Origin of the sequence: Brevibacterium sp. CCUG 69071 (genome assembly GCF_021023135.1) — a bacterium.
Taxonomy (GTDB): domain Bacteria; phylum Actinomycetota; class Actinomycetes; order Actinomycetales; family Brevibacteriaceae; genus Brevibacterium.
This window is the reverse complement of the sequence record NZ_PGFV01000001.1, coordinates 913,560-931,230: the sequence shown is the minus strand read 5'-3', so window position 1 is coordinate 931,230 and position 17,671 is coordinate 913,560. Positions and strand designations below refer to the sequence as shown.

General features: G+C 65.2%; 14 protein-coding genes. 9 read left to right on the top strand and 5 right to left on the bottom strand.

From position 1 onward, the window contains the following. Window positions 1-22: 22 nt before the first annotated feature. The 4 genes from CV023_RS04295 (at window position 23) to CV023_RS04280 (ending at window position 4,016) form a co-directional block, all read left to right on the top strand. On the top strand, window positions 23-661 hold the full coding sequence (locus CV023_RS04295; RefSeq protein ID WP_230744211.1) for a TetR/AcrR family transcriptional regulator: 639 nt from the start codon (window positions 23-25) through the stop codon (window positions 659-661). 148 nt (window positions 662-809) lie between these two features. Next, window positions 810-2,513, top strand: coding sequence for an MDR family MFS transporter (locus CV023_RS04290; RefSeq protein ID WP_230744210.1), 1,704 nt, complete (start codon window positions 810-812; stop codon window positions 2,511-2,513). Continuing rightward, window positions 2,455-3,420, top strand: a complete 966-nt coding sequence (locus CV023_RS04285; RefSeq protein ID WP_230744209.1) for a D-2-hydroxyacid dehydrogenase — start codon at window positions 2,455-2,457, stop codon at window positions 3,418-3,420. Before CV023_RS04290 ends, CV023_RS04285 begins: the two co-directional genes overlap by 59 nt. Beyond that, complete coding sequence (locus tag CV023_RS04280; RefSeq protein ID WP_230744208.1) at window positions 3,417-4,016, top strand: hypothetical protein; 600 nt, start codon at window positions 3,417-3,419, stop codon at window positions 4,014-4,016. The genes CV023_RS04285 and CV023_RS04280 overlap by 4 nt, the downstream gene beginning before the upstream one ends. Before the next feature lie 184 nt (window positions 4,017-4,200). Here the strand turns inward: CV023_RS04280 and CV023_RS04275 are convergent, their stop codons facing one another. Both CV023_RS04275 and CV023_RS04270 read right to left on the bottom strand, forming a co-directional pair. Continuing rightward, a complete protein-coding gene (locus tag CV023_RS04275) occupies window positions 4,201-5,628 on the bottom strand; it encodes a glyceraldehyde-3-phosphate dehydrogenase (RefSeq protein ID WP_230744207.1) in 1,428 nt (475 codons plus the stop codon). Window positions 5,629-5,681: 53 nt separating this feature from the next. After that, window positions 5,682-6,722, bottom strand: a complete 1,041-nt coding sequence (locus tag CV023_RS04270) for a YhjD/YihY/BrkB family envelope integrity protein (RefSeq protein ID WP_230744206.1) — start codon at window positions 6,720-6,722, stop codon at window positions 5,682-5,684. Between the two features lie 101 nt (window positions 6,723-6,823). On the opposite strand from CV023_RS04270, the gene CV023_RS04265 reads away from it, so the two are divergent. Further along, window positions 6,824-7,528, top strand: coding sequence for a DedA family protein (locus CV023_RS04265; protein WP_230744205.1), 705 nt, complete (start codon window positions 6,824-6,826; stop codon window positions 7,526-7,528). A gap of 11 nt (window positions 7,529-7,539) precedes the next feature. Here CV023_RS04265 and CV023_RS04260 read toward each other — a convergent pair whose 3' ends face one another. Continuing rightward, window positions 7,540-8,574, bottom strand: a complete 1,035-nt coding sequence (locus tag CV023_RS04260; protein ID WP_230744204.1) for a glutathione S-transferase family protein — start codon at window positions 8,572-8,574, stop codon at window positions 7,540-7,542. A 151-nt stretch (window positions 8,575-8,725) separates the two neighbouring features. Beyond that, window positions 8,726-10,534 (bottom strand): AMP-dependent synthetase/ligase, encoded by a 1,809-nt coding sequence (locus CV023_RS04255; RefSeq protein ID WP_230744203.1) that lies wholly within the window; start codon window positions 10,532-10,534, stop codon window positions 8,726-8,728. Window positions 10,535-10,726: 192 nt separating this feature from the next. Here CV023_RS04255 and leuS point away from each other — a divergent pair, with 192 nt between their 5' ends. Both leuS and nadE read left to right on the top strand, forming a co-directional pair. Then, the gene (gene leuS / locus CV023_RS04250; protein ID WP_230744202.1) at window positions 10,727-13,648 is read left to right on the top strand and encodes a leucine--tRNA ligase; all 2,922 of its coding nucleotides are present in this window, start codon (window positions 10,727-10,729) and stop codon (window positions 13,646-13,648) included. 35 nt (window positions 13,649-13,683) lie between these two features. Continuing rightward, on the top strand, window positions 13,684-14,517 hold the full coding sequence (gene nadE, locus CV023_RS04245) for an ammonia-dependent NAD(+) synthetase (RefSeq protein ID WP_230744201.1): 834 nt from the start codon (window positions 13,684-13,686) through the stop codon (window positions 14,515-14,517). An 11-nt stretch (window positions 14,518-14,528) separates the two neighbouring features. On the opposite strand, the gene CV023_RS04240 is transcribed toward nadE, so the two are convergent. Beyond that, window positions 14,529-15,224, bottom strand: a complete 696-nt coding sequence (locus CV023_RS04240; RefSeq protein WP_230744200.1) for a hypothetical protein — start codon at window positions 15,222-15,224, stop codon at window positions 14,529-14,531. A 120-nt stretch (window positions 15,225-15,344) separates the two neighbouring features. Between CV023_RS04240 and CV023_RS04235 the strand changes: the two genes are divergently transcribed. Together CV023_RS04235 and CV023_RS04230 are read left to right on the top strand one after the other, a co-directional pair. After that, entirely contained in the window at window positions 15,345-16,652 is a 1,308-nt protein-coding gene (locus tag CV023_RS04235; RefSeq protein ID WP_230744199.1) for a UDP-glucose dehydrogenase family protein, read from the top strand. After that, complete coding sequence (locus CV023_RS04230; protein WP_230744198.1) at window positions 16,649-17,524, top strand: DegV family protein; 876 nt, start codon at window positions 16,649-16,651, stop codon at window positions 17,522-17,524. The genes CV023_RS04235 and CV023_RS04230 overlap by 4 nt, the downstream gene beginning before the upstream one ends. Window positions 17,525-17,671 lie beyond the last annotated feature (147 nt).

Sequence of the window (17,671 nt, the reverse complement as noted above, 5' to 3'; positions counted from 1 at the left end):
GCATGAGATGCAAAATGGTCTCATGACCGAAAACGAATCCCTGCGCTCGCGAAAGGCGCGGCAGACCCGCAATGCCCTTCACGAGGCAGCGATCACGCGGGTGCTCGAGGACGGCCTCGAATGTGCGACGGTGGCGACCATCGCCGCAGACGCCGGCGTCTCCACCCGAACCTTCTTCAACTACTACGCCTCGAAGGAAGACGCCATCGTCGGGCTCGACCAGTCGAACATCGACGAGCAGCTCGTGCACGACTACGTCCATTCCGAGAACGGTCGCAGCGACCTGGCCAGGGACACCGCGATGTTCGTGCGAGAGGCGATGCTGATGGGCTCGATCGATCCCGAACTGCCCGCACGTCGGCGCGCACTCTTCGCCCGCTATCCCGAGCTCGTGAGCAAACGCTTCGACCGGGCCGAGGCGCTCGAAGAGCTCGTGGCCGGCCATGTGCTCGAGCGGCTGCGCTTCCTCGGGCAGGAATTCTCCAGTGAGGACTCCGCCAGACGCAGCGCCCGAATGCTCACCCAGCTCTGCCGCGTGCCGCTCAACCACGCCGGGCAGGCGATCAAGAGATCACCGGAGCTCGTTGATGAGAAGGGCGGGACCGGGGAGATCTACGAAGAGTCCCTCGGGCTCTTCCTCAAGGTCCTCGACCGTCTGTGACGGCATCACCGACCGGCACCCCCATCGACCGCCTGTAACGGCACCATCCACCGAAACACCCATCGATCGACACCCCACCGACCGTGAAACCCGAACGATTGCAATCAAGGCTGTGATGAGAAGAAACCAGGATCTGAGGACCGGGGAAATGACCGATACCGCAACAGTGAAGCCTCAACCGCCAGGCGACGCCGAACCCATGAAGACCTCGGGGATCATCCTTCTGTTCGTGGGACTGATGATCGCGATGTTCATGTTCTCCCTCAACCAGACGGTGCTGGCGACGGCGCTGCCGACGATCGTCGGCGAACTCGATGGCGTCGATCAGATGCTGTGGGTCTCGACCGCCTTCATGCTCGCCTCGACGATCATGATGCCCATCTACGGCAAGGTCGGCGACCTCTTCGGCCGCAAGCCCCTGTTCATGTTCGCCATCTGCTGCTTCCTCGCCGGCTCGGCGTTCGCTCTCATCGCCGACGCGATGCCCATGCTCATCTTCGGCCGCGTCCTTCAGGGCATCGGCGGCGGCGGAATGATGATCCTCTCGCAGTCGATCATCGCCTCGGTGGTCCCGGCCCGCGAACGCGGAAAGTACATGGGCATCATGGGCTCCGCCTTCGCTGTGTCCTCCGTGGCCGGACCGCTCATCGGCGGATGGCTGACGGAGGGTCCCGGCTGGCGCTGGGCCTTCGCGATCAACTTCCCGCTCGGCATCATCGCCCTCTTCGCGGCCGCGATCTTCCTCAAAGTCCCCAAGCACAACAAGGGCCACCGCCCGAAGATCGATGTCGGTGGCATGGCACTGGTGTCCATCGTGACCTCGTGCATCGTCCTCGTCTCCGCCTGGGGCGGACATGACTACGAGTGGGGCTCCTGGCAGATCAACGGACTCATCATCCTCGGCGCGGTGTCGATCGTCGCCTTCATCCTCGTCGAGCTCAAGGTCAGCGAACCGGTCATCCCAATGTACCTGTTCAAGAACCGGGACTTCCTGCTGTGCACGATCGCAGGTCTGTTCATCGGTGTGGGCATGTTCGGCGTCCTGTCCTACATGCCGACCTATCTGCAGATGGTCCACGGCATCGACGCCACCGTCGCCGGACTGATGATGGTGCCGATGATGGGCACGATGCTCATCTCCTCGACCCTGATCGGCTTCGTCGTCTCCCGCACCGGCAAGTACTTGAAGTACCCGCTGATGGGTGTCCTCATCATCGCCGCCTCGCTCGTCCTGCTCTCCCAGCTCAAGGCCGACAGCCCCGCCTGGGAGACCATGGGATGTCTGGCGCTGCTGGGACTCGGCCTGGGAATGAGCATGCAGACTCTCGTCCTCGTCGTGCAGAACGCGTTCCCGGTGTCCATGGTCGGCACCGCCACGGCGTCGAACAACTACTTCCGCCAGGTCGGAGCCACCCTGGGCATGGCCTTCATTGGATCGGTCTTCACCCAACGGCTGATGGACAACATCAAGGACGGAATGGGCGAGCTGATGAAGTCGGCCCCGTCGATTCCGCTGCCGAAGATGTCCTCGACCGGGCTGACGCCCAAGATCGTCGCCGACATGCCCGAGCCTCTGCACTCGCTCATCATCAACTCCTACAATGATGCTCTGGTTCCGCTCTTCCTGTGGGTCGCACCTCTGCTGGTCATCGGCTTCGCGGTCCTCTGCTTCCTGAAGAACACCCCGCTGGCGCAGACCCTCAAGACCGACACATCACAGCGTGAGCGCGTCGACATCGACGGTGAACGATCGGCTAGTGTGGGCGTGACCCCGCTGGCGAAGGAAACGATGGATGACGGTACTGACCATTCTCAACAGACCGGGAACGGACGTTCCCGCCCTGCTCACTGACCTGGGCAACCGGGAGGACGTCGAGCTTCGCATCGTCGCGGCCGAGGAGCTCGGCTCCGCGCTGCCGGGCACCGATGTCCTCCTGCAGTGGGACTTCTTCTCCACGGCACTTGCCAGTGAGTTCCACCGCGCCGATTCGCTGAGCTGGATCCATGCGGCAGCCGCCGGGGTCGACTCCCTGCTCTTCGATGAGCTCGCAGCCTCCGAGGTGGTTGTGACCAATGCGCGGGGAGTCTTCGACCGGCCGATCGCCGAGTTCGTCCTCAACTACATCCTCATGCAGGCCAAGGCCTCCGTGAAGTCGCTGAAGGATCAGCGCAGAGCTGTGTGGAATCGACGTTCGACCCGCGACCTCGCCGGGTCGAGGGCGATGATCGTGGGCACCGGAGCGATCGGACGGGCGATCGCCCGCGTGCTCACGGCCCTCGACGTCCGCGTCACCGGCGCCGGCAGCCGGGCCCGCAGCGGCGACCCCGACTTCGATGAGGTCGTCGACTCGGCTCGACTGGTCGATCATCTCACCGGCTTCGACTGGGTCATCGACGTCGCACCGCTGACGGAGCAGACCCGCGGGCTCATCGACGCCGAGGTGTTCGCCGCCATGGAACCGGATGCCTGCTTCATCAACGTCGGCCGTGGAGACACCGTCGACACTGCTGCCCTCGTCGCTGCTCTGGAGACACACAGCATCGCCGGTGCCTGCCTCGACGTCTTCGATACCGAACCGCTTCCGGCTAAGCATCCGCTGTGGCAGATGGACAATGTCATCATCACCCCGCACATGAGCGGGGACACCGACGGCTGGCGGATGCGATTGGCCGAACAGTTCCATGCACTGTTCGAGGACTACGAGGCCGGGCGTGCCTTCACCCACACGGTCGACAAGCAGCGAGGGTACGTGCGATGAGCGGCGAACACGATCCGAATCGCGAACGGGCGCTGCTGGCGCGGATCCTCGCCGAACTCATCGCCGTGCGCCGAGCTCGGCTGCTGAGCATGCTGGTGCTCGCCGGTGCGATGCTCATTGCGGGTCTCGGTGCTGCCATGCAGGCGCAGGGCGACCGTATCGACGCGGTCCTGCTGTTCTCCGCCTTCAGTCTGATCATGATCGGGATCGTCTGCGCTCTCGGGGCGATCATCGCCTGGACGCGGATCAACCGGGACATCCTCGATTCGATCGCCGCCGCGAAGCCGGCCAAAGCGAAGGCTCCGCGGACCCGCAGCGGCGGCATGGCGATCGCTATCGCCTTTGCGATCCTCGGCCTGCTCTTCGGCTGGCTGCTGTGGTCGCAGACGCCGATCCTCGCCATCGCGATCGTCATCGCCTGTGCGCTGCTGGCCTGCCTCGGACCGATCTGGGCCAATGAGCTCGAATCCGCCGATGACCGGCTTGCGGTGATGCTCGACAGCGATGACGAACTGGCCGGCCGGTTCGCCACATTCACCCCGATCTGGCTCCACGAGGCGATGGAGAACGAAGCGGAGGCGGGGGAGCGGGACTGAGCCGGTCCCGCGTCCGGCGGCCGCACCCTTGGTCCCGGCGAACCCTGCCCTCGGCGTTTTCGGCGGCCGCACGACAGAAGGCGCCTGCAGTCGATGACTGCAGGCGCCTTCTCAGCTCACGTGTCCGGACAGGGCGATCGCAGGAGATCTGCCTGGCCGGGACGGGAAGCGGTTCAGCCGCGGATCATGGGAACGCGGGAACGTCCACACCGGTCATCTTCGCCACACAGCGGACGACCTGGCAGCTGTAGCCGAACTCGTTGTCGTACCAGACATAGACGACGACACGGTCCTCATCGACGATGGTCGCCAGACCATCGACGACGCCGGCGCGCTTCGAGCCGACGAGATCGCTCGAGACCAGCTCGGGGGAGGTGACGTAGTCGACCTGGTTGCGCAGCGACGAGTGCATCGAGGTCTCGCGGAGGAAGGCGTTGAGCTCCTCGACGTCGGTGGCGGTCTCGAGGTTGAGGTTGAGGATCGCCATCGACACGTTCGGGGTCGGAACCCGGATCGCGTTGCCCGAGAGCTTGCCCTTGAGCTCGGGGAGCGCCTTGGCCACTGCCTTGGCGGCACCGGTCTCGGTGAGCACCATGTTCAGTCCGGCGGCACGTCCACGGCGCGAGCCCTTGTGGAAGTTGTCGATGAGATTCTGGTCGTTGGTGAACGAGTGCACGGTCTCGACGTGGCCGTTGCGGACGCCGAAGCGATCATGGATCGCCTTGAGCACCGGCGTGATCGCGTTCGTCGTGCACGAAGCTGCGGACATCACGGTGTCTGTGTCGAGGATCGCGGCATCGTTGACGCCGTAGACGATGTTCTTGACCTCGCCCTTGCCGGGCGCAGTGAGCAGGACCTTCGAGGCACCGGGGCAGGCGAGGTGCTTGGACAGGCCCTCCTCGTCGCGCCACTTGCCGGTGTTGTCGACGATGATCGCATCGGTGATGCCGTAGGCGGTGTAGTCGACCTGTGAGGGGTCATCGGAGTAGATGACCTGGATCAGGGTGCCGTTGGCCTGGATCGTGTTCGCCTCTTCGTCGACGACGATGGTGCCGTCGAACTTTCCGTGCACGGAGTCACGGCGGAGCAGAGAGGCGCGCTTGACGATGTCGTTCTCGCCGCCCTTGCGGACGACGATCGCACGCAGGCGCATACCGGTCCCGCCGGCACGGTCGATGAGGATCCGGGCCAGGAGACGACCGATGCGGCCGAAGCCGTAGAGGACGACGTCGCGGGACTCGCCCTCATCGACCTGAGAACCGACAATCTCGGCGAGTTCCGTGGCGAGGAATTCCTCGATCGAACCGGCAGGGTCGTCCATCTTCTCCACGAGGCGACCGAGGTCGATCCGCGCGGGACCGAGATCGAGTTCGGCCAGAGCGGTGACGATCTTGTGGGTGATCGCGATATCGAGTTCCTCGCCGAGGAAGTGGCGCGCATAGCGGTGCGCCTTGATCATCCCGGTCACCGACTTGTTCAGCAGCGACCGCCCGAAGAGGGTCAGCAGCACGTCGTTCTCGCGGTACAGGCGTCCCACGAGCGGAATCAGGTCTTCGGCGGCGGTCTGCTTCTTCGCCCATTCGTCCAGGCGCGCAGTCGTTGCGTCAGTCAAAGGTCGTGTCTCCTCGATCAGTTAGCGGATTCGAGGACAGTCTAACGCGTTGCCTACCGGCGGTCGGACCTGCGTTCGTCGAGTCGCCGGAATCCAAGCAGGGTGAGTGCGATGATGCCGGCCCCGGTGAGCAGAGCGCCGAGACTCTGGGCCTGCACCTTGGGTTCGACGAAGCGGTATTCGGGTGATTGGTCCTCCTGCGGCCGCGGCGGATTCGCGGTGCCGATCCAGGCGGCGACGAAGAGGATGATGCGGGCGAAGATGTTCATCGTCAGCATGATCGCGATGATCGACCCGAACACGCCTGCGGCCTTGTTCCCGGAGAACAGGTCGACGAGCACGGTCGCGAAGTTGAGGAGGACGACGAAGGCCACGGCGCCGATGAGAGAGCCGCGGACCTTCGCCTGCTTGCCCACCGACCGTTCGGGCAGGGTAGTGAACAGGAACATGAAGATCAGCCAGGCGGCACCGAGGGCGATGATGAGGGGCACGATGACCAGCAGCGCCCTGGCCCAACCGGGCAGGCCGAAGGCATCGCCGATGACCGAGGGCAGTCCGGTGCCGACGATGGTCAGAGCCACGGTCAGGAGGAGCCCGACGATGAGTCCGAGGAGGGTCCCGACATTCGACAGGATCTTCATCACGAAGGATTTCTCGGGAACCGCGTCTTCGAAGTCGGCGTGCAGCTGGGCGCGGACGGCGGCGCCGAGGTTGCCGATGAAGCCCTGGCCCGTGTAGAGCGCGGCGAGGATGGCGATGATTCCGACCGACTGCCAGCTGGTGAGGAAGGACTCGAGCTGTTCGGTCAGGCTCGAGTTGCCTCCGACGTAGGTTTCGATCTGGTCGGTGATGACGGGGACGAGGTCCGGACGGAGCACATCGAGGACGAAGCCGAGAGCCGCGAAGGTGAACATGGCGATCGGCATGACCGCGAGCACGAGGAAGTAGGTGATGGCCGCACCGAACTGGTTGCCCAGACGCTCACCGAAGCGCTTGACTGCGCGCATGAGGTGGGCGGGCCCGGGCTGGGTGATGGCGTGGTGGCCGACTTCGGCGACCGTGTTGCGTGAAGCCAGAACCTTCGCTGGTGTCACTCCGTGCTCCTTCGATCTGTACCCGCAGGTTTCCGTTTCAACACTAGCCGCTGTGAGGGCACTGTGAGCGGTGGGCCGCGCCTTTATCTAGACTTTTGACCATGCCGACTTCATTTTCGACCGGTCCCGCAGCTGATCTCCTGATGTCCTCGGGGTCGAGCGCCGCCGATAACCTCAGCGGATTCTCCGCCTGGACAGTGACGATCATGGAGACGCTGGGACCGCTCGGAGTCGGGTTCATGGTGTTCCTCGACAACATCTTCCCGCCGATCCCCAGCGAACTCGTGCTGCCCCTCGCCGGCTTCACCTCGAGCAGGGGCGAGATGAACATCGTGCTCGCGATCATCTGCGCGACACTCGGGTCGCTCAGCGGGGCGATCCTGTTGTGGGCGCTGGGCAAGCGGATCGGCCTCGAACGCATCGCTCGGGTCGCTGTGAAGATGCCGCTCGTCGACGTCGACGACGTCCACAAGACGGTCGCCTGGTTCGACAAGCACGGTGACAAGGCCGTGTTCTTCGGTCGGATGGTTCCGATCTTCCGATCGCTCATCTCGATTCCCGCGGGCATGCGGAACATGCCGATCCTCAAGTTCACGCTGCTCACGACGATCGGCAGCGCGATCTGGAACACGATCCTCATCGTCGCCGGGTTCTACCTCGGCGAGAACTGGTCGATCGTCGAGACCTATGCCGGATACTTCCAGACGGTGGTCATCGTCGCTGTGGTCGCCTTCGTCGCCGTCTGGATCGTCCTCAAGATCTGCAAGCACCGCCGACAGCGCACCGCGGGTCAGCCCGAGGCCTGAGCCTCAGAGTCTCAACTGACCCAGGCGGCTGCGGTGTGCTCGTAGGGCACCTCTTCGCCTGCCTTGACGGGTCCCGGAGGAGTCCCGTCGCCGAAGGGTGAGCCGCCGAACTTCTCCCGTCCGTGGGCAGAGAGCCAATTGGAGAGATCGGGCCCCTGCGGCACGATCTGGGTGGGGTTCACATCGGTGTGGACGATGTAGTAGTGCTCTTTGATCTGCACGAAGTCGATCGTGTCGCCGAATCCGGGGGTCTGGTACAGGTCGCGGGCATATCCCCACAGGTTCTCGAACTGGTGCAGTCCCTGCCGGTTGCATTTGAAGTGGCCGTAGTACACCGGATCGAAACGGGCCAGGGTCGTGAACAGACGCACATCCGCCTCGGTGATCGATCCGCCCATGAGGAATCGAGACCGGCCGAGTCGCTCCTCGACGATGTCCAAGGCCGAGAACAGACGGTCGAAGGCGGCCTCGTAAGCCTCCTGGGAACCGGCGAAACCGCAGCGGTAGACCCCGTTGTTGATCTCGGTGTAGATCAGACGCATCACCTTCTCCATCTCCTCCCGAGACTCCTCGGGCCAGAGATTCGGTGCGCCCTCCCGGTGATGGGCCCTCCACTGGGTGGAGAAGTCCTCGGTGATCTGCGGGAAGTCGTTCGTCACGACCCCGCCGGAGGCGATGTCGACGATGGCGGGCACGGTGATGCCCCGCGGGTAGTCGGGGAATCTGGCGAAGAAGGCCTGTTGGAGGCGTTCGATGCCGAGCACCGGGTCGACGCCTCCGGGATCGAGATCGAAGGTCCACGAACGCCAGTCATGCGTCGGCCCCGGCATCCCCAGAGAGATGACGTCCTCGAGGCCGAGGAGCCGACGGACGATGATCGCTCGGTTCGCCCATGGGCAGGCGCGTGCGGCGATGAGGCGGTAGCGACCCGGTTCGGCCGGCCACCTTGCGTTCGGATCATCGAGGATCCGGTCGTCGATGTAGTTCGTGTCGCGGTTGAACTCTTCGCCCTCGGTCACGTAGCTGCCGCTCTGCTCATCCGACATGGTGGTCTCCTCCCGAAATTGGCCCCGCATGGGCTATCGACTCCAGCCTACGTCGAACGAGCTCCGGACGGGGTAAGGAACTGAAGGAGGCTGCGCCCCGCGCGGTCCTCAGTGCGGCCCTCAGCAACGGCGCCGAGGACCGCGCGGGGAATCAGCCTTCGTAGAGTGCGTCGATGTCGGCGGCGAAGTCCTTGGCGATGAGGTGACGCTTGACCGACTGCTTGGCCGAGAGATAGCCGTTGTCCTCGCTGAGTTCGACCGGCAGGATCGTGAACTTCTTGATCCCCTCGGCCCGGGACACCGTCTTGTTCACCCGTTCGATAGCCTGTTCGATCGTGGCCCTCACCGTTTCGTCTGCCGCGGCTTCCCGCAGATCCATCTCGGGCAGGTCGTGGTTCTTCAGCCAGGTCGGCAGCATCTCGGAATCGAGGAAGACGAGCGCTGAGACGAACTTCCGGTTGTCACCGACCACCACCGGATGGCTGATGATCGGATGGCGGCGCAGAGCGTCCTCGAGCGGTGCCGGAGCGATGTTCTTGCCGCTCGAGGTGACGATGAGCTCCTTCTTGCGGCCGCGGATCGTGAGGTAGCCATCCTCATCGAGGGAGCCGAGGTCGCCGGTGGCGAACCAGCCGTCGTGGAATTCCTCGGCGGTCGCCTCGGGGTTGTTCCAGTACTCCCGGAAGACGGGGACTCCCTTGGCCAGGATCTCGCCGTCCGGGGCGATCGCGACGCTCGCACCGGGCAGGGGAACCCCGACGGTGCCGATCTTCGACTTCTCCGGCACATTCACCGTGATCGGGGCCGTGGTCTCGGTCAGACCGTATCCTTCGAGGACGACGAGACCGATGCCGCGGAAGAAGTGACCGAGATGAGTGCCGAGCGGTCCGCCGCCGGAGACTGCGTGAGAGACGTTGTCGCCCATCACTGCGCGCAGCTTTGAGTAGACGAGTCTGTCGAAGAGCGCATGCTGAAGTTTGAGCGTGGCCGGAACCTTACCGGCGTCAAGCGCCTTCGAATAGGCCACGGCGACCCGCTCGGCTCGACGGAAGATCTTGTCCTTGCCTCCCGACTCTGCCTTCGCCAACGCCGAGTTGAAGACCTTTTCGAAGACGCGGGGGACGCCGAGGATGAAGCTGGGTCGGAAGCTGCCGAGGGCATCGGTGAGCTTCGTGAGATCGGACTGGTGGGCCAGGACGGCACCGGTGCTGATCGAGAGCACCTCGATGAAGCGGGCGAACACATGGGCCTGGGGGAGGAAGAGCAGGCAGCGCATGTTCTTGGCGAAGACCACCGGAATCTGGTGCTCGGCGGCCTGCGCAGTCTGCACGAAGTTGCCGTGCGTGAGCACACAGCCTTTGGGCTTGCCGGTCGTACCCGAGGTGTAGATGAGTGTGGCAACGGAGTCGGCGGTGACCTGACCGCGGGCGGCTTCGAGCGCCTCATCGCTGACCGCGCGGCCCGTCGCCTCGAGTTCGGCGAAGGCTCCCTGATCCCAGATCCACAGCTGCGGAGCATCGACCCCGGCTGCGGCGGCCGCCGCGAGGACACGATCGGCATGTTCGCGGCTGGAGACGAGCCCGCGGCCGACTGCCGCGTCCTTGATCATCCAGGCGAGCTGGTCTTCGGAGGAGGTGTCGTAGAAGGGCACCGAGATCGCTCCGGCGAACCACACGGAGTAGTCGCTGAGCGTCCACTCGTATGAGGTCGGTCCGAAGATGGCGATGCGATCGCCGACCTCGACGCCGGCGGCGATGAGTCCCTTGGCTGCGGACCGAACCTGGCTGAGGAAGTCACCGGCGCTGACCTCTTCCCAGCCATCGTCGACGGGCTTGGCCACGGTCGGATTGTCGGGGTTCTCGGCGACCTTAGCGAGGAAGACATCGGTCGTCGACGAGGTTGTATCGACCTCGAAGCCGACGGCCGGCATCGATGACTGGGGCATTGTGTCTTGGCTCATGAGGTCTCCTTCGTCGAACATAAGTTACTGAACAGTTATCTTACTGCTCGGCCAGGTCGAGGTGAAATCGCTCACGTTTGCCCGGGCAAATGCGTCGTGAGCTTCTCTCCAGCAGTCTAACCAAGTCGAATCAGGGATTGTTCAGAGTACGATGGTCGAAACCCGCTCACACCCAGTCAGTGAAGGAAGGTAATGTCGACCAATCCTGAGGAGACCGGCTACCGCTACGATGCGTCGCTGGCCGAGAAGATCGAGAAGTCGTGGCAGAGCACATGGGAGCAGTCGGGGACGTTCCACACCCCGAACCCGAGCGGTGATCTCAGCGCCACCGGTGAACTCGGCTCTCAGGATGTGCCCTCCGGCTACGGACCCCCGGCCGATCTCAGTGAGCGCGAATCCCTCTACATCATGGACATGTTCCCGTACCCCTCCGGTGCGGGTCTGCACGTCGGTCACCCCCTGGGCTACCTGGGCACCGACGTGTTCGGCCGCTACCAGCGGATGCGCGGACACAACGTCATGCACGCCCTGTCCTATGACGCCTTCGGTCTGCCCGCAGACCTCTACGCCGTCCAGACGGGCCAACACCCGCGCATCACCACCGATGCGAACATCTCGAACATGACCGAACAGCTGCGTCGACTGGGCCTGGCCCACGATGCCCGCCGCAGCTTCGCGACCACCGACGATGACTTCGTCAAGTGGACGCAGTGGATCTTCCTGCAGATCTTCAACTCCTGGTACGACCCGGAGGCGAGCACCCCGGGCGAGGATTCGACGGGAGCGGCCCGCCCGATCGGCACGCTGATCGAGCAGTTCGCCGCGGGCACCCGTGCGACCCCCGACGGGCGTGCCTGGGCCGAACTCAGCCCAGCCGAACGCGAAGACGTGCTGCAGGGCTACCGCCTCGCCTATGTCTCGGAATCCCCGGTCAACTGGTGCCCGGGCCTGGGCACCGTGCTGGCCAATGAGGAGGTCACCGCCGAAGGCCTGTCCGAACGCGGAAACTTCCCCGTCTACACTCGCCGGCTGCGGCAGTGGAACATGCGTATCACCGCCTACGCCGACCGTCTCATCGACGATCTCGACTCCCTGGACTGGCCGAGTGCCGTGCGCAGCATGCAGGTCAACTGGATCGGCCGCTCCAAGGGTGCGCTGCTGCGTCTGCCCGTGGCCGAATCCGAGGCCGAGATCGAGGTCTACACCACCCGACCGGACACCCTGTTCGGTGCGACCTACATGGTGCTCAGCCCCGAGCACCCGCAGGTGACCGAGCTGACTGCCGCCGCCTGGGAACCGGGCGCTCCGGAGTCTTGGCGCGGAGGGGAGTCGACCCCCGCCGAGGCGATCGCCGCCTACCAGCGTGAGGCCGCGGCGAAGACCGACGCGGACCGTCAGCAGAGCCGCGAGAAGACCGGCATCTTCACCGGCTCCTACGCCGTCAATCCGGCCACCGGCGGACGGATCCCCGTGTTCATCGCCGACTATGTGCTCATGGGCTACGGCACCGGCGCGGTCATGGGCGTGCCCGGTGAAGACCCCCGAGACTGGGACTTCGCGAAGACCTTCGGGCTGCCCTATAACCGCACCGTGCAGCCGCCGGCCGACCACGACGAGGACTCCGTCTACACCGGTCCCGGAGTGATGATCAATTCGGCGAACGAGGAGATCGACATCAACGGCCTCGAGGTCGATGCGGCGAAGGCCGAGATCACCGCATGGCTGGCAGGCAAGGGCCTGGCCACCGAATCCACCCAGTACCGTCTGCGCGACTGGCTGTTCTCCCGGCAGCGCTACTGGGGCGAACCCTTCCCCATCGTCTACAACGAGGACGGCACTCCCGTCGCCCTGCCCGATGAGATGCTGCCCGTGGGCCTGCCCGAGGTCGAGGACTTCGCTCCGCGGACCTACGAACCCGACGACGCCGACAGCCGGCCCGAACCGGCCCTGGGCCGGAACCGGGACTGGGTCGAGGTCGAGCTCGACCTCGGCGACGGACCGAAGAAGTACCACCGTGAGACGAACACGATGCCCAACTGGGCAGGTTCCTCCTGGTACCAGCTGCGCTATGCCGATCCGCACAACAGCGAGCGGCTCGTCGACCCGGCCAATGAGGAGTACTGGCTGGGCCCGCGCGAGAGCAAGCCTCGCGGCGGCGCCGACCTCTACGTCGGCGGCGTCGAGCACGCTGTGCTCCACCTGCTCTATGCCCGGTTCTGGCACAAGATCCTCTTCGATCTCGGCCACATCTCCTCCTCCGAACCGTTCCACCGCCTGGTCAACCAGGGCTACATCCAGGCCTATGCCTACACGGATTCCCGCGGTGTGTACGTCCCCGCCGCCGAGGTGGAGGAGCGGACCGAGGACAACGGCGAACTGACCTTCTGGTACAACGGCCAGCAGGTCAACCGCGAGTACGGCAAGATCGGCAAGTCCCTGAAGAACTCGGTCATGCCAGATGAGATGTACGACGCCTACGGTGCCGACACCTTCCGCGTCTACGAGATGTCCATGGGACCGCTCGAACAGGATCGCCCCTGGGAGACGCGCGCCGTGGTCGGGGCCCACCGGTTCCTGCAGCGCGTCTGGCGTCTCTTCGTCGACGAGTCGGACGGTCGCAGCATCGTCGGTGAGGGAACCTCCGACGCCGAGTCGCTCAAGGTCCTCCACCAGGTCATCGCCGGTGTCCGTGAGGACATGGACCACCTGCGCTTCAACACGGCGATCTCGAAGCTCATCGTGCTCACCAACCATGCCACCAAGCAGGGCGGGGCCGATCGCGATCTGCTCGAGCCGCTGGCGATCATGCTCGCCCCCTTCGCACCGCACTTGGCAGAAGAGCTGTGGTCGCGGCTGGGTCACGAGTCGACGATCACCTATGCTCCGTTCCCCGAGGTCGATCCGCAGCATCTCGTGGCCGACCAGGTCACCTGCGTGGTGCAGGTCAAGGGCAAGGTGCGGGCACGTCTCGAAGTGGATCCCGACATCTCCGAGGCGGAGCTGGAGAAGCTGGCCCTGGAATCGCCGAATGCCGTCAAGGCGCTCGGCGGAGCCGGGATCCGCAAGGTCATCGTACGGGCGCCCAAGCTCGTCAACATCGTCCCCGACGCCTGAGACACGGCGTCGCACCCGATCAGGACGGAACATTCATGCCTACAGCGAGCACCCAAGACGAGATCCGGCACACCCTCGGTGTGCGGTCGACGATCGATCCGGCCACGGAGATCTCGCGCCGCGTCGAATTCCTCGTCGACTATGTGCTGACCACCGGAGCCAAAGGGCTGGTCCTGGGCATCAGCGGCGGTCAGGACTCCACCCTGGCCGGACGCCTGTGCCAGCTGGCCGTCGAGGACCTGCGGGCGCGCGGCGCTGAGGCCGAGTTCTGGGCGCTGCGTCTGCCCCATCATGTGCAGGCCGATGAGCAGGACGCTCAGGACGCCCTGGTCTTCATCGCCGCCGACCATGAGCTCGTCTTCAACATCGGATCGGCGACCGAGGCCGCGGCCGAGGAGTACCTCACTGCGACGGGGACGGCGATCACGGACTTCGGCAAGGGCAATGTCAAGGCCCGCATGCGAATGATCGCCCAGTTCGAGCTGGCGGGGGAGAAGCGACTCCTCGTCGTCGGCACGGATCACGCCGCCGAGGCGGTCACGGGCTTCTTCACGAAGTTCGGTGACGGGGCCGCCGATGTTGTCCCCTTGGCCGGGCTGAGCAAGCGTCAGGGGCGGGCATTGCTCGGCCACCTCGGCGCGCCCGAACATCTCGTGAACAAGGCTCCGACGGCGGATCTGCTCGACGACCAGCCGGGACAGACCGACGAATCATCGCTGGGGCTGAGCTACGAGCAGATCGACGATTTCCTCGAAGGCAAGGAGATCGACCCGGCCGCCGCCTCGGCGCTGATCGAGAAGTACCGCGTCACCGAGCACAAACGACGCACCCCGGTGAGCCCGACCGACAATTGGTGGATCCGGCACTGAGCTGAGTCGCCTCAGGCGATGAGGCCGAGCTCCAGTGCGGTCTGGTTGAATTCCCAGCGTGCGGAGACGAATCGGTCGCCGAGCCTCTCGCCGCGGCTGCGGGCCTCGGTGTACTCACGCCACCCGTCTTCACGGGTGTCGCCGGGACGGATCTCGCGCTTCGCGGAGTCCGCGGGCAGTTCCCGGGTCTCCTCATCGACCCAGATCGCCAGCGCCTCGGCGGCACGGTAGAGGTTCATGAAGGCGGTGTGGGAGCGCGGATTGTCGAAGCTCGACTTCGCGAATTCGCTGCGGAAGGCCTTGAGGGGCTCGAGCTCGTCGACGGCGAGCGTGCCGAAGGTCGCGTCAAGGCGCAGGGACTGCACGAGTCCCGCCGAATCGGGCAGCAGCTCGAGGATCCGCTGCGCACGCTCCTCATCGGGCAGCCGCGTGACCTCGTCGTCGACCACGGCCGGTCCGAGCGAGTCGATGCGGCCGCGCTCCGTGCTCAGCTGCTGGCGCAGCGAGTCGATCTGGACCTGGGCGCGTCGCCATTCTCCGTGGAACATGAGCAGGGCGACGATCACTCCCAGGCACAGAATCAGCCCGATGATCCAGGCGTACGGGTGCAGCCCGGGGATGGCGAAGGCCACGATGCCGAGCACGGTGAGCACCGCGAATGTCACCGCCGCCGGTGAGTTGGTGAGGAAATCCAAGAAACGCTTCACAATTCCAAGGGTACTGTTTCAACCTCCGCAAATCGTGCAACCGCGTGGCATATAGTGTGGTGCGAAACGGCATGTCCGCGTCGCACGACGAGACAGCACGACGACACAGGGAGACTCGGGTTGAAGATTTCAGTCATCGGTTGCGGATATCTTGGTGCGGTGCATGCAGCGGCGATGGCGTCGCTGGGTCATGAGGTCGTCGGCGTCGATGTCGATGAGGCCAAGATCGAGGCTCTCACCCAGGGCCGTCCGCCCTTCTTCGAACCGGGGCTGAGTGAATTGCTGGTGAAGGCCCAGGACAAGGGCAGCCTCGAATTCACCACCGATGTCTCACGTGCCGCCGCTGCCGGAGTCCACTTCGTCTGTGTGGGCACTCCGCAGAAGCCCGGCGAGTTCGCCGCCGATGTCACCTATGTCGATGCGGCTGTCGATTCCCTCGTTCCGCACCTGACTTCGACGTCGGTGGTTGTGGGTAAGTCCACGGTTCCCGTCGGCACGGCCGAGCGTCTGGCCGGAGTCATCGCCGGCACCGGGGCGGCGATGATGTGGAATCCCGAGTTCCTCCGCGAAGGCCATGCCGTCGATGACACCCTGCATCCGAATCGTCTGGTCTACGGCGTCGCCGACGGTCGGGCGGACAATCCGGCCGTAGCCGGACTCGATGAGGTCTATGCCTCGATGCTCGCCGAGGACACTCCCCGGATGGTCACCGACTTCGCGACCGCCGAGCTGGTCAAGACCGCGGCGAATTCGTTCCTGGCTACGAAGATCTCGTTCATCAACGCCATGGCCGAACTGTGCGAGGCCTCCGGCGCCGACGTCACCCAGCTCGCCGACGCGATCGGGATGGACGATCGGATCGGACGGAAGTTCCTCAACGCCGGGCTCGGCTTCGGCGGCGGCTGCCTGCCCAAGGACATCCGGGCATTCATGGCCCGCGCCGGTGAGCTCGGTGCCGATCAGGCCGTGGCATTCCTCAAGGAGATCGACTCGATCAACATGCGTCGGAGGGTGCGGATGGTCGACATCGCCCGCGACACCCTGGGCGGCTCGTTTATCGGCAAGAAGATCACGATCCTCGGCGCCGCGTTTAAACCCGACAGCGACGATGTCCGGGACTCGCCGGCGCTGGCCGTGGCCCGCCTGATCGCGACCCAGGGCGGGGTGGTCACGGTGACCGATCCGCAGGCGATCGCCAATGCCTCCCGCACGTTCCCCGAACTCAACTACGTCACCGACACCACCGAGGCGCTGACCGGATCTGATGCGGTGCTGCTGCTGACCGAATGGCGCGAGTACCGGGACCTCGACCCGCAGGCCACCGCCGAGCTGGTGTCCGGGAAGGTCCTCGTCGACGGCCGCAATGTGCTGACCCCTGAGCAGTGGCGCAGCGCGGGCTGGACCTATCGGGCCCTGGGCCGACCATGAGGATCGGCCTGGTCACCGACTCGACGGCGCAGCTCTCGGATGCCGAGCAGGCGCGTCTGCGCGAGACCACCGGTGACCTCTTCGCCGTCGTTCCGCTGACCGTGCTCGTCGGCGGGATCGCGTTCACCGACGGTGAGCTCGGTGCAGCGGACCTGTGCGCGAAGATGGCCGAGGGAGCCGAGGTCTCCACCTCGATGGCTACTCCGGCGCAGTTCACGAAAGCCTATTCAACCCTCATCGACCACGGCGCCGAGGCGATCATCACCGTGACCATGTCCGGTGACCTCTCGGGGACTTGCGATTCGGCGGTCACCGCGGCCCAAGGCGAATCGGCTCGAATCAGCGTCGTCGACTCCCGCACCACCTCGGCGGGCCTGGCCGGGGCACTGTCGGTGGCGGCCGCGGGGATCGTCCAAGGCCATGATCTGGACTCCATCGCCGGCACCGTGGCCGACTGGTGCGCCGGGGAGACCCGGACCGTGTTCGCCCCGTCAAGTCTCGAACACCTGCGCCGAGGCGGTCGCATCGGGGCCGCATCATCCCTGCTCGGCCGGGCACTGCAGATCGTCCCGGTGCTCGGCCTCAGCGCCGGCGTCGTCACGCCCGTGGCCCGCGTGCGGACCCGGTCGAAGGCGCTCGAGCGGATCGTCGCGATCGCGGGGCAGTCCGCCGCCGAGATCGCTGCGGAGGATCGGCAGGTCCACGTCGAGATCCAGCAGGCCGAAGGAGACGCCGAGGCGGCGGATGTGCACGCCCTGACCGAGAAGCTCGAGGAGATCGGGGTGGAGACTTCGTTCCGGACGCTTTCGACGATCATCACCGCTCACGTCGGGCCCGGCACGATCGGGGTCACGGTGCAGACGACTCCCTGAGACGGGGAGGACGGTCGGCCGGACAGACGGGCAGGACGCGCAGCTCACTTGCGCGTGATCTCCTGTGGAGGACCCGGCGACTGATGTGCTGTGGGCCTGTGGACGGGCGAGCGGTTTCCACAGGCGGCTCGCCGAGGATGGCCCGGC

What these genes read in the sequence shown, in the direction of transcription:
- CV023_RS04295 (WP_230744211.1), top strand. Translation starts at nt 23, where the DNA reads ATGACCGAAAACGAATCCCTGCGCTCGCGAAAGGCGCGGCAGACCCGC.
- CV023_RS04290 (WP_230744210.1), top strand. Translation starts at nt 810, where the DNA reads ATGACCGATACCGCAACAGTGAAGCCTCAACCGCCAGGCGACGCCGAA.
- CV023_RS04285 (WP_230744209.1), top strand. Translation starts at nt 2,455, where the DNA reads ATGACGGTACTGACCATTCTCAACAGACCGGGAACGGACGTTCCCGCC.
- CV023_RS04280 (WP_230744208.1), top strand. Translation starts at nt 3,417, where the DNA reads ATGAGCGGCGAACACGATCCGAATCGCGAACGGGCGCTGCTGGCGCGG.
- CV023_RS04265 (WP_230744205.1), top strand. Translation starts at nt 6,824, where the DNA reads ATGCCGACTTCATTTTCGACCGGTCCCGCAGCTGATCTCCTGATGTCC.
- CV023_RS04260 (WP_230744204.1), bottom strand. Translation starts at nt 8,574, where the DNA reads ATGTCGGATGAGCAGAGCGGCAGCTACGTGACCGAGGGCGAAGAGTTC.
- CV023_RS04255 (WP_230744203.1), bottom strand. Translation starts at nt 10,534, where the DNA reads ATGAGCCAAGACACAATGCCCCAGTCATCGATGCCGGCCGTCGGCTTC.
- leuS (WP_230744202.1), top strand. Translation starts at nt 10,727, where the DNA reads ATGTCGACCAATCCTGAGGAGACCGGCTACCGCTACGATGCGTCGCTG.
- nadE (WP_230744201.1), top strand. Translation starts at nt 13,684, where the DNA reads ATGCCTACAGCGAGCACCCAAGACGAGATCCGGCACACCCTCGGTGTG.
- CV023_RS04230 (WP_230744198.1), top strand. Translation starts at nt 16,649, where the DNA reads ATGAGGATCGGCCTGGTCACCGACTCGACGGCGCAGCTCTCGGATGCC.